The following is a 14,144-nucleotide window of genomic DNA, read 5'->3' as shown; positions in this document are numbered from 1 at the left end:
CGGGAAGTAGGGAGATGGGGTCAGATACCGTCTTGAACGTCAAGCTTGGGCGTGGCCATTTGCGCATCGAACGCCATGCCTGAGCGCACCACCCCGAAGATCAGATGCGCCAGCTTGCGCATGGCTGCGCCGACGGCCGCCTTGGGTCAGGTCTTGCCTTTGCCCATCATGAATCGATAGCGTTCTGATCGGGCAATCAGCGATGGGCCATGTCCAGACCGTTGCGATCGAGTTTGGCGGGGCGGTGTATCACATTAACGCTAGTGGCGAGACAAAAGGGGGCAGATTTATTCTCTAGTCTGTTCCCCAATGCTGTCCCGAAATCGTATGGCTCGACAGCATCCGTTGTCGTGGTGCAAGGTGCCGGCGCCAGCCCCAAGCTGTACTACGTCTGGGCGGATCACCTGAACACCCCGCGCCAGCTGACCGACCCCACCGCCAACAACAAGCTGGTGTGGGAATGGACCTTCGGTGAAGCGTTCGGCAACTGGAACGTGAACGAAGACCCGGATGTGCGACGTCCCCCCAAGTTTGAGTAGCACGCAGCTTTAGAGTCCAATCCCTTCCATCAAGGAGACTGGACGTGAAGAAACGCTTTTCCGAAGAACAAATCATCGGCTTCCTGCGCGAGGCCGAAGCGGGCTTGCCCATCAAGGAACTGTGCCGCCGGCACGGTTTCTCCGAAGCCAGTTACTATCTCTGGCGCAGCAAGTTCGGTGGCATGAGCGTCTCCGACGCCAAGCGGCTCAAGGAACTCGAGGCCGAGAATGCTCGGCTCAAGCGCATGCTGGCCAATTCGATGCTCGAAAACGAGGTCATCAAGGAAGCACTGCAAAAAAAGTGGTGACCGCACCAACGCGACGCGAGCTGGTGCGGTTCCTCGCCGGACGGGGTCTGAGTGAGCGCTGGGCGTTGCGCATCGCCCGAATGAGTCCGAGCGCCTTGCGCTACCGGCCCAAGCCGGATCGGAACGGCATGTTACGGCAGCGGATCGTCGAACTGGCGCAGCGCCATCGTCGCTACGGTGCAGGGATGATCTATCTGAAGCTGCGCCAGAGCGGCTGGGCAGTGAACCACAAGCGGGTAGAACGGCTATATGCACTGGCCGGGCTGCAAGTGCGGCGACGCAAGCGCAAGAAGGTGCCGCCATCGGAGCGGCAGCCGCTGATCCGGCCGCAGGTCGCCAATGCGGTCTGGTCGATGGACTTCGTGTTTGATCGCACGGCCGAAGGACGAGTGATCAAATGCCTGACCGTTGTCGACGATGCCACGCATGAAGCCATTGCGGTGATCCCGGAGCGAGCCATCAGTGGCGAAATTCTGACGCGGCAACTGGATCGATTAGCGGTCTCACGCGGCTTGCCGCAGGTGATTCGCACTGACAACGGCAAGGAGTTCTGCGGTCGAGCGATGCTGCACTGGGCGTACCGGCGCGGCATCACGCTGCGGCAGATTGAACCGGGCAAACCGAACCAGAACGCTTACATCGAATCATTCAATGGCCGGCTGCGGGACGAATGTCTGAACGAGCACTGGTTCACCAGCTTGGCGCATGCGCGGGTGGTGATCGAAGCCTGGCGACGGGAATACAACGAGGAGCGGCCGAAGAAGGCGTTGGGCGGGCTGACGCCATCGGCCTATGCCCGGCAGCTAGCGAGGAAGAAACCGGTAATATCGGGGGCCGGACTCTAAAGCGAAATGCTATTCATGAGGGGGTGACGTCGTGTGGACACCATCAAGGTGACCTACAACCTGCGGTTCCCGGGCCAGTATTTCGACAAAGAGAGCGGCCGGCACTACAACTACTTCCGGGATTACGATCCACGCATTGGGCGGTATATCCAGAGCCCAAGCCGAAAAGACGTGGTTACAATGCGTTGAGGCATGTATTGGCGTAATTAATCCATGGTGGACAACTCCAGCTGGCAACTTAGTCGGAGGTGTAGGACTTGCTGCTAAAGGCGCTACAGCTGCAGCATGCAATGCCGTTGGTGTTGCACTTTAGGCTGGGGGCTGGAACTAGCGCTGGTTGCATCATGGTTTGCGGAGCCGATACAGAATCGTACTGATTGGAGGCATGTTTATTATGACTACGACAAGTCAGCGGATTTTGGGTGGAGCATTTGCTATATTGGGTTGGGGAAGTTGGCTGGCGCTGATGATTGCTGGCTTTCTTGAGGGAGCTCACCCCTTTTCATTTCCTGCTTCTTTCGTAATATATGCTTTACTCCCAATCGGAAGCGTCTTGTTCACATGGGTTGCCTTTACGGGACAGCTTCCCCATATACGTCAACGCGCCGGGCGCTAATTAGCCCGTCCTAAAAAGCCTCGCATTATGCGGGGCTTTTTTTTGTGCCACGGTATTCAGCTTGCAGCTTGGTCCAGACATTAATAGGCTGATAAGCCAGCGATGACATACCACAGTTCGACCAGTATGCAAATAAATTTCGCGTGCTCGCGAAAAGAGCGCGGTAACGACGGCTATGAGGCAGCAGCGGACGAGACGCATAGCAAGCCTCGCGTCGGCTTTGGCCGATTTCCGGTCTTCGGCCGAAGCAGACGTTCCGACCTTGTAGTCGAAAGGTTCGTTACAGGCTAAAAGAAGACCACGCTATTGTCTCTGCCTTCGAATAGCAAAGACAAATCCGACTTTATGTGGCCATCACTGCAGTAAGTTGGCGCCGCTAATTGCAGCAGCAGGCGTAGGCCCTTCATCGAGGCTGGCCGCACCCGCCCATGCATTGTCCACCGCTAAACCCAGCAAGCTCTTCAGAGTGTTGGATGGGTGCTTTCGCCTCGCTCAACACCGCCTCCACATGTATCGCTTTATTCAGCCTCTGTTCAAGGCATCGGCGACGAAACCAGAATTGACGCGATTGAGCTGGTTTGGCCGGCAGCCGCGGCATGGCTCTTCCCGCTGCTGATCTCCGTCCATCCATGAATCATGACCGATCATCATGCTTACATACAACTGAATTGCTTCTGAGACAGAATCCTGGCGCTGTGCGAGGACCGAGCACATATGAGTGACGGTCCGAACAGGTTCGAAGGGCGGTGTGCACTCCCTTTGGCACCAAACAACTTCCTCCTTGATATCTGCCCATGAAACGATCGCTGTATGTCCTGGTCTCCCTGCTGCTCGCTTTATTTGTCGCTCGAGGAAGTTGGGCGGAGGAGCCATTCGATGGGTGGTACGACTACGGTTATGCGCCTGGCAAGCTTTCGATGCCGCCCAACGGGAAGGGAAGAATTGAAGATTGGCACAAGACGTGGCCAGGTCATGCCGATATGCGCCTAGAGCCTGCATACTGTTCTTACCCAGGGCAGGGTCTGCTAATTACATGTACTCAAACGAGTTGCGGCGGCGGTTTTACCTGCAGATCGGATCTGCCCACTTGCCCCACCAACCAATTCTGGGGAGCTGCGAGCAAGAGCTGCCAACCCCAATGTCCTGCGGGCGCCTATCTGAGCAGCTCGGCCAATGGCTGCCGTCAAGAGTATGTAGGCGCAGACAATCAGCGCGAAGAAGAATCGCCGGAGAATGGCGGTTCATGCCAGACCACACAGAAAACCCCTTACTCGGGGAACCCTATATCGATTGCACGTGGCAATAAATTTCAGCAAGAAATTGATTTCCGCACCGGTGATTTAACATTGGTACGCAGCTTCAATTCTCAGGGGTTGGCGCATCAAGGAGTATTGGGTGGTTGGCGCCACCAATTTGACGCCCGGATTGTCAAGGCCAGATTTAAAGCACAGCGCCCACCCGAAGCCATGGCGTATATCGGTGGACCCAGCAGTGCCATGGCGCAGCTTGCGGACTCCAAGCCGGACGGCCTGCGTGCTGCCTACGTGCTGAACCCACCAGCTCAGGTCGATTATTTTCGCGTGGAGCGTAGCGATGGCAGCAGTGTTGCGTTTGATTCATCTGGCAACCCGCTCAATGCCAGTAGTGCTGGCCAGTATCGGCTGACCATCCAGGCAGACGGGTATACCTTGCATGACGGGCACGCGGTCGAGCGTTACGACGCGGCCGGTCGCATCATGACGCGCACGGATAGCAACGGGCGCGTGCTGAACTTTAGTTACTCTAGTCTGGGGCTGCTTGACCAAGTCCAGGACGGTTTGGGCCGCAAGCTGCAATTTGCCTATTCCTCGTCCCGCTTGACTGCAGTGATCGCCAATGGGGTGCATTGGATCAAATATGCCTACAACGCGCAGGGCATGCTGGCATCCGTCACTTACCCCGACCAAACCACTCGCCAGTACCACTACGAAGACCCCAATCCCTATCTGCTGACCGGCATCACCGACGAAGCGGGCCTGCGTTATGCCACTTGGCGTTACAACGCCAATGGCGAAGCCATCTCCTCTGAGCACGCCGGTGGGATCGACAAGGTCACGTTGGCCTTCAGCCAAAGCGGCACCACCCGGACCACCGAAGAAACCGACCCGCTCGGCTCGGTGCGCCGCTATCGCTTTACCCAAAGCGGCAAACGCTGGTTGCTGACCGGCAAGGACCAACCCGGTGGCGCTGGTTGCGATCCAGCCAGCTCGGCGCTGGGCTACGACACCAACGGCAACATCAAGACCCGCACCGACTTCAATGGCGTCACCACCAGCTACGTCTACGAGCTGAGCCGCAACCTCGAAACAAGTCGCACCGAGGCCGGCGGCACGCCGCAGGCCCGCACCATCACCACCTCCTGGCACCCCACCTTCCGCCTGCCCGCCACGATTACCGAACCGGGCCGGGTTACCGAGTTCACCTACGACCCTACCAAGGGCCTGCTCACCCAGAAGAAGGTCACCGCCGACGGCGTCAGCCGCAGCGAATCGTGGAGCTACTTCCCCAACGGCCTGCTGCAGACCGCCACCGATGCCCGCGGCAAGGTGACCCACTATACCTACGACGCCCAGGGCAACCTGGCGACGGTGACCGATCCGGTCGGTCTGGTGACTCAGTTCACCAGCTATGACCCACACGGCAATGTGCTGACCCAGATCGCCCCCAATGGCGTGACCACGACCTTCACCTACGACCTACGACAACGGCTCAAGACCCGCACCACCGGCGGTGAACTGACCCAGTTCGCCTACAAGCCGACGGGCTTGCTGGAGAAGGTGACCTTCCCCGATCAGAGTTGGCTGCAGTACCGCTATGACCCGGCCCACCGCTTGATCGGCATCGATCACAGCAATGGCAGCCGCATTGATTATTCCGTGATCGATAACGCCGGCAACATCAAGCGGGAAGACCGCTACGACCCGGCTGGGGTGTTGGCCGCGGCGCAGCAGGCGGCAACCCAGGCACAAAGTGTTCCAAATTCGTCTGTTTCGCAATAAGGGTTTACGTTTTTATTATGGAGATTGATATGCGCAAGAAATTGCGTTGGCCATCCCCTGCTCAGCTATCGCTCTTTACGATGCTGCTGGGATTGGCCGGTTTTGCAAAAGCTGATCCTGTACTAGTTAAATATACATTTGGCGAGTGTACTGGAGGGCCGTGCTACTTCGAAGCGACAACGCCAGAGGCATTGTGTATTCAGCTGCCTTCAATATATGGGACGTTTCACGCCAACATGAGTTCATTGACCTGCGATATCCAAGCTCCATGGGGCTTGGTGAAACGCAGTTGGGGAACTAAGAAATACTGCCCCAAAGATATGTTGCTGAATAGTGCGGGAACTGAGTGTATTTTGCCTCCTGAAGAAAAAGATCCCCCAAAATGTGATTCGGCTCCTGAAGTCATTCCCAAGGTTTGTGGAAACCCTATCGCATTTGCTACTGGCGCGAAATATCAAGTCGAAGTCGACTATCAAGGTGCGCGAGGCTTGGCTTTTGTTCGTACGTACAACAGCCGTTCTCCATTCTTTGATGATCGTGGATCGCGACGCCCCATGGGCAACCGGTGGCGCCATAGCTTTGATGCAGGTGCATCGCTTTCGGCGACTGAAGGCGTGGTCGCCATCGCCCGCACCGATGGCGGCGTTGAGCGATTTACTCAAGGCAGTGGCAGTCAATGGATCGCTGCGCCTGACGTGAATGCATCTTTGCAACAAGAAGGGAGCGATTGGGTTTATACCTCTCCAGCGCGTACCGTAGAGCGTTTCAACCTTGATGGAAAGCTGATATCACGTAAGGCAGCCGATGGGTTCGCGCTGTCGTTTGAATACAATCCACAAGGCAAACTCAGTAAAGTCAGCAATACTTACGGTTTGGCATTGCTATTGACTTATAACGCTTTTGGCTTGCTGGATACAGTCACGCTCCCCGGCGGCGGATCAGCGATGCAATATCAATACGTCGGCAATGGCGATCTAGAGCGTGTGATTTACGCTGATGGCACCACGCGCCAATATCGTTACCAGACTAAAATGGTAGCAGGCATTCCCCAGCCTACCTTGTTGTCAGAACTGATCGATGAGCAAGGTGCGAGCTATGGCACTTGGAGTTATGACGACACAACAGGATTGGCGACGACCAGTCAGCATGCAGGCGGTGTCGATCTGCACCGGGTGACCTATCAGCAAACAAATGGCGTGATCACCAAAGCAACAGTGATCAATCCGCTGCAGCTGTCCAGTGAATACGGGTTCTCGTCGATCTTGGGGGTAAGCCAACCGGTTAGTGAAACGCGGAGTAGTGATAACGCCTCCCGAGGTCAGGTCTTTGACACCAATGGCAACATCAAGACCCGCACCGATTTCAACGGGGTGACCACCAGCTACATCTACGACCTGACCCGCAATCTGCCAACTGGCGTCACAGTCGCATTGGGCACGCCGCAAGTCCGCACCGTCACCACCACTTGGCACCCCACCTTCCGCCTGCCCGTCACCATCACCGAACCGGGCCGGGTCACCACCTTCACCTACGACAACACCAAGGGTCTGCTCACCCAGAAGCAGGTTACCGCCGACGGCGTCAGCCGCAGCGAATCGTGGAGCTACTTCCCCAACGGCCTGCTGCAGACCGCCACCGATGCCCGCGGCAAGGTGACCAGTTATACCTACGACGCCCAGGGCAACCTGGCCACGGTGACCGATCCCGTCGGTCTGGTCACCCAGTTCACCAGCTACGACCCGCACGGCAATGTGCTGACGCAGATCGCGCCCAATGGCGTGACCACTACCTTCACCTACGACCTGCGGCAACGGCTCAAGACCCGTACCACCGGCGGTGAACTGACTCAGTTCGCCTACAAGCCGACGGGCTTGCTGGAGAAGGTGACCTTCCCGGATCAGAGCTGGCTGCAGTACCGCTACGACCCGGCCCATCGCTTGATCGGCATCGATCACAGCAATGGCAGCCGGATCGACTACACCCTGGATAACGCCGGCAATACCAAGCGCGAAGACCGCTATGACCCGGCCGGCGTGTTGGCCGCGGCGCAGCAGGCGGCGACCCAGGCGCAGAGCCTCACCACCGCGCCGAAGGCGCAGTGAGGGCTTTATGCAACTGTCGACTCACGCTACCCCCATGCCTGTTCAAGCACCCCATTCATCACACGCCTCTTCATCAGGATTCCCGATGACGCTTTCCACCTTCCGCCGCCTGTTGCTGGCCGGCCTGGCCCTGGGCAGCAGCGCGGTCTACGCCGCCCTGCCGGCCCACCAGTCCACCGTCAGCACCTACTACGACTACGACGCCCTCGGCCGTCTGGAACGGGTGTATGACGCCAAGGGCTACCAGACCACCTTCACCTACGACGCCAACGGCAACCGCAAGACCCGCAAGGATGCGCTGGGCCGCATCACCAGCTACAGCTACGACGCGCTCAACCGGCTCAAGACCATCACCAACCCGGATACCGGGGTGATCACCTTCAGCTATGACGGCCGCGACAACCTGGTCTCGGTCCAGGATGCCGAAGGCTTCACCACCAGCTACACCTACAACGGCTTCGACGACCTGATCCGCCAGGTCAGCCCGGATAGCGGTACCACGACGTATGTTCACGAAGCCGATGGTCATCTCAAGAGCAAGACCGACGCCCGCAACAAGACCGCCACCTACACCCGGGATGACCTGGGGCGGGTGAAGCAGATCGCCTTCGTCGACGAAACCCACAGCTTCACCTACGACACCGCCGCCAATGGCAACGGCTTGCTCGCCAGCTTCAGCGATGCCAGCGGCAGCACCAGCTACGGCTACAACGCCCAAGGCCGGCTGGCACTGGTCAACCGCAGCATCGGCGGCATCGCCCTCAACAGCCAGCTCGGCTACAACAGTGCTGGCCAGCTGAGCCAGATCACCTATCCCTCCGGCACCCTCGTCAACTACAGCTGGAGCAATGGCCGGATCAGCGAGGTCAAGGTCAACGGCCAGGTGCTGCTGAACAACGCGCAATACGGCGCCAATGGCCGCCTGCTGGGCTGGACCTGGGCCAATGGCAAACAGCGGAAACACCCCGGTGACAACCAGGGTCAGATTGCCGGCATCACCACCGCCACCCAGACCTACACCTACAGCTATGACGCCGTTGGCAATCTGACCAAGCAAGACCCCGGCACGACCCCGGCCGGCGTACGCGAGTATGGCTACGACAGCATGGACCGGCTGACGCTGAACAACATCGGCACCAGCACCAGCTATGGCTACCAGTACGACCTGAACGGCAATCGCACCGAACGCCGGCTGGGCACCGCCGTCACCCAGCTCAACCACGACCCCAACAGCAACCGGGTGCTGTCGCAGAGTGGCGCCACCACCGCCAACTACAGCTACGATGCCGCCGGCAACATGGTGAACAGCGGGGCCAACGTCTACAACAACGCCGGCCGCCTCACCAAGACCAAGGTCGGCACCATCTGGTGGCAATACAGCTACAACGCCCTCGGCCAGCGGGTGAAGAAGAGCGATGGGGTCAACGACACCACGCTGTTCACCTATGACGAAGCCGGCCAGACCGTCGGTGAATACGACGCCACCGGCCAACGCCGTACCGAAACTGTGTGGCTGGACAACATCCCGGTCGCCGTTATCCAGGGCGCCGGCGCCAGCCCCAAGCTGTACTACGTGTGGGCGGATCACCTGAACACCCCGCGCCAGCTGACTGACCCGAGTGCCAACAACAAGCTGGTGTGGGAATGGACTTTCGGTGAAGCGTTCGGCAACTGGAACGTGAACGAAGACCCGGATGCCGACACCATCAAGGTGACGTACAACCTGCGCTTCCCGGGGCAGTACTTCGACAAGGAGATCGGCCGGCACTACAACTACTTCCGGGACTATGATCCGCGGATTGGGCGGTATATCCAGAGTGACCCGATTGGGTTGGAAGGTGGGATTAATACGTATGGGTATGTAGAAGGGTCACCACTTCGGTACACTGACCCGAAAGGGCAAGCAATTCCGGTCGCGATTGCAGCATGCATGGCGAATCCTCCTTGCGCAGCGTTGATGCTTGCAACGGGAGCTGCAATTCTCAGCGGTGCTAAAGAGACTTATGACACTCTCAAGGATGGAGCATTTGATCTGGGAGGGGGCGGCACTTCTGATCCATGCGAAGTCATGCCTGAGCTTTGTAAGGATGAGCAAGATCCATTGCAAGGGTGCGAGACTAAATGGCACGAAGGCTCGTACGGCTCTTCTAGACAGTCTTTGGTGGATCACTTTGGTCGGCATGGAAGAGAAGTGAATGCAGCAACGCCTGAGCAATACCTAAGAAAGGCTGAGGAGTTTGCCCGTAATTTGCGTGGTGCTCAAACCAGAAATGTCAATGGAGCAACTGAAGGGGTTGTCCGTTACATGAAAAATGGGAAATATGTCGACATTGCACGAGACGGCCGGATCGTTTCGTATGGGTTGAGGTAATGTTTGTGAGTGACAAATTTAATTTTTCGTTGAAGTTTTTGGAGCCAACCCCTAGAGGGTTGGTTATGGAAATTCAGTTAGTGCTTGACGGCGATTTTCCTGTTCGCAGTGCATTTGTTGATGAAGAGGCATTTGGCTTTCTTGAGGAGGCTATTAGACGGGAATGGCCAAGCTATACTAAATATGGGCATTGGGGTACGACGGTAATTTCTACTGATGCCTGGGGCAAAATAATGTCCAGCTGGAAGAAATTGTCATTCGATTTAATGCAAACTGATTCAGTCGCTGAAATTGATTGTATTGGATTTTTGTTTGACGATTCTAAAGAGCATTTTGAGCAAGAGTTCACTTCGGCGAGGCGTGGTCTGGTTTCTCTCATCGAAGCGCTAGTGAACTGGTCTGCTCCGGAACAGGGAAGTATCAAAGAAGTGGTTATAAGAGGTGTATGAACTTCTTTGGCAGGCATGGCGTGCTTCCCTACTGGGAATACGCCATGCAATTTTTTCGCCTTAGAACTTGGAAGCCCAAGGCCATCTCGGCTATGAATTGCCCGACACTACCTCAGCCGCTTCCAACCGGTCGCCAAGGCTTCAGCAAATCCGGCCTTTCCGCCTTCGGGTTGCTCGCCGATGCCACCAGCGCAATCGCTGGGATGGTTTTCGATAATTAAGAAAAAGTCTTAATTAATTAAGAATTTGGAGGCGAGAAAACAACGGGGTCAGGTCTTGTCTTTTGCCCATCACGAACGTTAGCGTTCTAATCAGGCAATCAGAGGTGGGCCATGTCCACAGGGAAAGGGGGCAGATTTATTTTCTAGTCTGCCTCAATGCTGTCCTGAAATCATTTGGCTCGACAACATCCCCGTCGCCGTGGTTCAAGGTGCCGGAGCCAGCCCCAAGCTCTATTACGTCTGAGCCGACCACCTGCACACCCCGAGCCAACTGACCGACGCCCCCAACCACAAGTTGGTGTGGGAATGGACCTTCGGCGAGCCGTTCGGCAACTGGGACGTGAACGAAGACCGGGATAACGATGGCGTCAAGGTGCCGCACTGAGCAACGTCCGCATTGGGATAGATAGCGGTCATGAGTGGTTCTGCGTGCCATAGTCCGCTTTGGCCGAATTACTGCCATTGCAGCCTCGCGCAGTGATTCGGCCAACAAGGACCTTCATAGGAGTTGGCCGCTGCTAGTACCCGCCCGGAACGCTACCGATTGTCTAGTAATCGCTCGTCACGGCAATAACGCTTCAATACGTGCGCGGTCATAAAGTCTGACCCGCCTCCCTTGTCCGACGACAACCGATCGCAGGACCCCGCGCCGTTCAAGGTTGTGCAAGTGTGCCCTGTGAGTGCCCAGCATCTTGCCGGCATCCGCGGCAGTGATATGCCCTGACAGCAACGTTTCCAAACGCTCAATGTCTGGCACTGAAATCAGTCGCCACAACACGTAGTGGCGAACAGTCACAAGTCCCACAGCCGCCCAAACGCTTTCCAGCACCATCGTGCTCATTCCGAGTCGGCTTGCAGCGTCTGTCACTGAAATCATATCCGGCCGACGCAGCTCCAGCTGAAGCTGCCGTAGCGACTCTAACGTAACGTGAACGTCGCGATGGATATCAGAGGACCTGACTAGAACGCCGGCACGTATCAGTTTGTGTATGTCTACGCGACGGACTCCCAGGATCGTCGCCGCATTTCCGCCATCGACATCCCGAACCTCCGGTAGCTGGGCATGCTTCGCCGCTGCCAATTTTCTGCCTGTGCGCGTGGGGTAGTCAGTCAAGCCGTGTACCAGCTTCAGGTCGACTCGCTCGAGTTCATCTCGGCGAAACACATATACCAGCATCCCATCAACACTCGGGCCGGCAACAGGCTTCAGGCCAAGGGCCATCAAGCGTTCGGCCAAGTTCGTCGGATTTTCGTTGATGTGCGCCGCAAAGGTTCCAATGAGCATGTATTGCTGGTTGAAATGCTCAACGTCATCGCGGTGCGCGATCAATCGTTTCGCGCCAGCCAAATCACGCGACCGATGGGGAATCCATCCAAACTTCATCAGTTTACGCGCAGCCTCTGGGTAGGTTTCCAGCACGGTCGCGATCTGCCTCAGGCCCAGCCAGCCTGATTCTGTTCCGGCATTTTCATGCTCGTCATCCGATGCTGGCTTCAATCGTATCGTCGTCAATCCGAGCGAGACGACATATCCAACGCTGATGCTACCGCCCCACATAACGTCCGCCACCACTGACGCAAGGCTGCGGGTGTTCGGTCTTTCCACGGTGCCATCATAGCCGCACATATCGCCCTGAACGCGATACAGGATTTCGTTCACAGCATGGAGGCTCACCTGTCCTGGCACGCAGTGTCGTCCATCCGAATAGCGGAACAGGCCACATGAAAAAAAATGCCGCATATGCGATGGCTTGATACCCAGCGCCAGTTGCGCATCGCGATTGGTCATGTCGCCGAGGTGGGTCACCAGCGAGGGCACCATATTGCTTGGTTCGACATGCTTTAATGCTGCAATAGCAAAGCGCTGCGCTTCACCATGTTGAAGCCGTAATAGAGGCAGGAGCTGAATACGTGGATGGAGCGTAGACGCAGGACTGCTCAACTGGTCCACAATCCAAGGCGCAACCTCGCCCCGTTCGACCCACTGCATCAATGCGCATAGCCGACGCTGTTCATCCTGTGGATCGCGGCTATCACCGTCGAACTCAGCGAGCGCCGCGCACAGATCATCGATCACAGCCGCCCGTGCAGAATCGCTCTCGTGTAGCGACAACCACCAGATCACGCTCCGCGAATCTCCCTCTATTACATCGCCCAAGCTCAAAGCAGTGCCGCATTCACCACACTGATCAATGTGGCCACGCCAAGCGTTGATCGTTGCTCCGCATGCATGACAAGTGTTGCGTAAATAGACCTGGTGCTCCCGGCATACCGAATAGGGACGTAACGCCCAATGCTTGCGCCAATACTTGCGCTCGCCCAGGCAGTACGGGCAATAGAATTCGCCGTCGGTACGGAACAGCTTTTCCGGGAACACGTGCGAGCCGACGTATCGAGGACTTTTCCGCGTAGGCCCCTTGCGGGTGAAATGGATACTGTTTGCGGTCGAATACGGCACACCGAGCAATCGCAAGAGATGCTGATACCGCACAGGCTCGGTATGTGCAGCTGTTACCCAGGTCTTGCAGCAGCGCTTGGGCAAGTAGGCGTAGATAAGCGCAGACACGTTCGGGTAGCCATTACCTTCTGCCACACGGATCAGCAGCCCAGCGGGCGACTCGTCAACGATGGAGATGGGTCGGACGGGGAGTCTCGCCTTTTTCATGCTCGTCCCCTAAATGCAGCTGCCACTTGGCCATCTGTAGCATCAAAAGGGTTGAGTCGTACCAAGCTCACCTTGCTCGTAATGCCAGCCCCCCACAGATCGGAGAAATCCGCCATCGTGACGACCGTGCGCCCGGCCTTGAGCGCGGTGATAACCGCTTGTTTGATTAGAACCATCGTAAAATCCAGGTTGCCGCCGGCCGCTGCGAAGAAACGCAGCGCGTTCTCATAGCTGTGAATAGGCGGCAATGACTGGATGGGCGTTCTCTGAAGCACTTGTTTACCCACTTCGGCCAGAAATGGCAGTAAATGCCCGGTCTGATCCTTGGTGCCAGGCGTGAGTGGATTCAGCATGAACTGTGCCTTAAAGCGCCGCGACATTTGATTGCTGTCGTCTCCACCAAATATGTCGTGGCAGCTTGGTTCGCCCATCAAACAAAGCACCAGACTGCGCTCGTTCGATAGCTCCTTGATCCAGCCCAAAAACTCCTCCACCCTTCTCGGATCGCGCTTCTTCAGCCCCCGAAGGTCATGCATTTCATCGATGAATACGATCAGCGTTTTGCACTGCAGCAGCAGTTTGCGCACCCGGCGGGCCCGTGCGGCCGGCTTCCCGACACGCGCCCGTAGATCGTTCAAGCGATCGAGCATCTCTGTGGTCAAATCGCTCAAGTTCTCCGCCTTTTTGAAGCTGACATAGAACGAGGGGGTAGTATCAATTTCGCAGTCATCAGCGATGACTGTCTGCTGCGGCAGACTGCGCATGATGTGCTCAGCCAGCATGGTCTTGCCCATACCGCCTGCCCCAAGGAGCATGCAGCCCATGGGTTCACGGGAGTACACCGATGATTTAATGCAATGCCGAATCCCATTTAATGCCGACACGGCGTCAGGGTGTGCCACCATGATTTTGTCAATCACAGCAGCTGCCTGATAGGCCTGTCGCTCAGCTTCGGATTCGAACAGCTGGGATACGTCGATATTCAGCATG

Annotated in this window: 9 protein-coding genes and 2 pseudogenes; 9 read left to right on the top strand and 2 right to left on the bottom strand. The window is 57.0% G+C overall.

Features of this window, described 5'->3' with window-relative positions:
* The first annotated feature begins 350 nt into the window (after nucleotides 1-350).
* From FLM21_RS10535 to FLM21_RS10505, 9 genes and pseudogenes are all read left to right on the top strand, one after another.
* On the top strand, nucleotides 351-539 hold the full coding sequence (locus FLM21_RS10535) for a hypothetical protein (protein ID WP_148715528.1): 189 nt from the start codon (nucleotides 351-353) through the stop codon (nucleotides 537-539).
* A gap of 44 nt (nucleotides 540-583) precedes the next feature.
* Nucleotides 584-733: pseudogene (locus FLM21_RS21305) on the top strand (transposase); the annotation flags it as partial.
* The gene (locus FLM21_RS10530) at nucleotides 661-1,692 is read left to right on the top strand and encodes an IS3 family transposase (RefSeq protein ID WP_246120704.1); all 1,032 of its coding nucleotides are present in this window, start codon (nucleotides 661-663) and stop codon (nucleotides 1,690-1,692) included. The pseudogene FLM21_RS21305 and the gene FLM21_RS10530, both read left to right, overlap by 73 nt.
* 33 nt (nucleotides 1,693-1,725) lie before the next feature.
* Nucleotides 1,726-1,881, top strand: coding sequence for an RHS repeat-associated core domain-containing protein (locus tag FLM21_RS21675; RefSeq protein ID WP_148715527.1), 156 nt, complete (start codon nucleotides 1,726-1,728; stop codon nucleotides 1,879-1,881).
* Between the two features lie 1,221 nt (nucleotides 1,882-3,102).
* A pseudogene (locus FLM21_RS21670) lies at nucleotides 3,103-3,726 on the top strand (DUF6531 domain-containing protein); the annotation flags it as partial.
* Between the two features lie 78 nt (nucleotides 3,727-3,804).
* The gene (locus FLM21_RS10520; protein WP_187359854.1) at nucleotides 3,805-5,346 is read left to right on the top strand and encodes an RHS repeat domain-containing protein; all 1,542 of its coding nucleotides are present in this window, start codon (nucleotides 3,805-3,807) and stop codon (nucleotides 5,344-5,346) included.
* A gap of 29 nt (nucleotides 5,347-5,375) precedes the next feature.
* On the top strand, nucleotides 5,376-7,448 hold the full coding sequence (locus FLM21_RS10515) for a DUF6531 domain-containing protein (protein ID WP_187359853.1): 2,073 nt from the start codon (nucleotides 5,376-5,378) through the stop codon (nucleotides 7,446-7,448).
* Between the two features lie 85 nt (nucleotides 7,449-7,533).
* Nucleotides 7,534-9,819 (top strand): RHS repeat-associated core domain-containing protein, encoded by a 2,286-nt coding sequence (locus FLM21_RS10510; protein ID WP_187359852.1) that lies wholly within the window; start codon nucleotides 7,534-7,536, stop codon nucleotides 9,817-9,819.
* 5 nt (nucleotides 9,820-9,824) lie between these two features.
* On the top strand, nucleotides 9,825-10,268 hold the full coding sequence (locus FLM21_RS10505) for a hypothetical protein (RefSeq protein WP_148715523.1): 444 nt from the start codon (nucleotides 9,825-9,827) through the stop codon (nucleotides 10,266-10,268).
* A gap of 783 nt (nucleotides 10,269-11,051) precedes the next feature.
* Here FLM21_RS10505 and FLM21_RS10500 read toward each other — a convergent pair.
* Both FLM21_RS10500 and FLM21_RS10495 read right to left on the bottom strand, forming a co-directional pair.
* Nucleotides 11,052-13,154 (bottom strand): TniQ family protein, encoded by a 2,103-nt coding sequence (locus FLM21_RS10500; protein ID WP_148715522.1) that lies wholly within the window; start codon nucleotides 13,152-13,154, stop codon nucleotides 11,052-11,054.
* On the bottom strand, nucleotides 13,151-14,143 hold the full coding sequence (locus tag FLM21_RS10495) for a TniB family NTP-binding protein (RefSeq protein WP_148715521.1): 993 nt from the start codon (nucleotides 14,141-14,143) through the stop codon (nucleotides 13,151-13,153). Before FLM21_RS10495 ends, FLM21_RS10500 begins: the two co-directional genes overlap by 4 nt.
* Nucleotide 14,144 lies beyond the last annotated feature (1 nt).

It is taken from the genome of Chitinolyticbacter meiyuanensis (assembly GCF_008033135.1).
In the GTDB taxonomy this organism is placed as follows: domain Bacteria; phylum Pseudomonadota; class Gammaproteobacteria; order Burkholderiales; family Chitinibacteraceae; genus Chitinolyticbacter; species Chitinolyticbacter meiyuanensis.
Note: the sequence above shows the minus strand (reverse complement) of the source record. Positions and strands in the feature narration are given on the sequence as shown.

Coding starts and splice junctions, on each gene's coding strand:
- FLM21_RS10520 (WP_187359854.1), top strand. CDS start 3,805: ATGGCGCAGCTTGCGGACTCCAAGCCGGACGGCCTGCGTGCTGCCTAC.
- FLM21_RS10515 (WP_187359853.1), top strand. CDS start 5,376: ATGCGCAAGAAATTGCGTTGGCCATCCCCTGCTCAGCTATCGCTCTTT.
- FLM21_RS10510 (WP_187359852.1), top strand. CDS start 7,534: ATGACGCTTTCCACCTTCCGCCGCCTGTTGCTGGCCGGCCTGGCCCTG.
- FLM21_RS10500 (WP_148715522.1), bottom strand. CDS start 13,154: ATGAAAAAGGCGAGACTCCCCGTCCGACCCATCTCCATCGTTGACGAG.
- FLM21_RS10495 (WP_148715521.1), bottom strand. CDS start 14,143: ATGCTGAATATCGACGTATCCCAGCTGTTCGAATCCGAAGCTGAGCGA.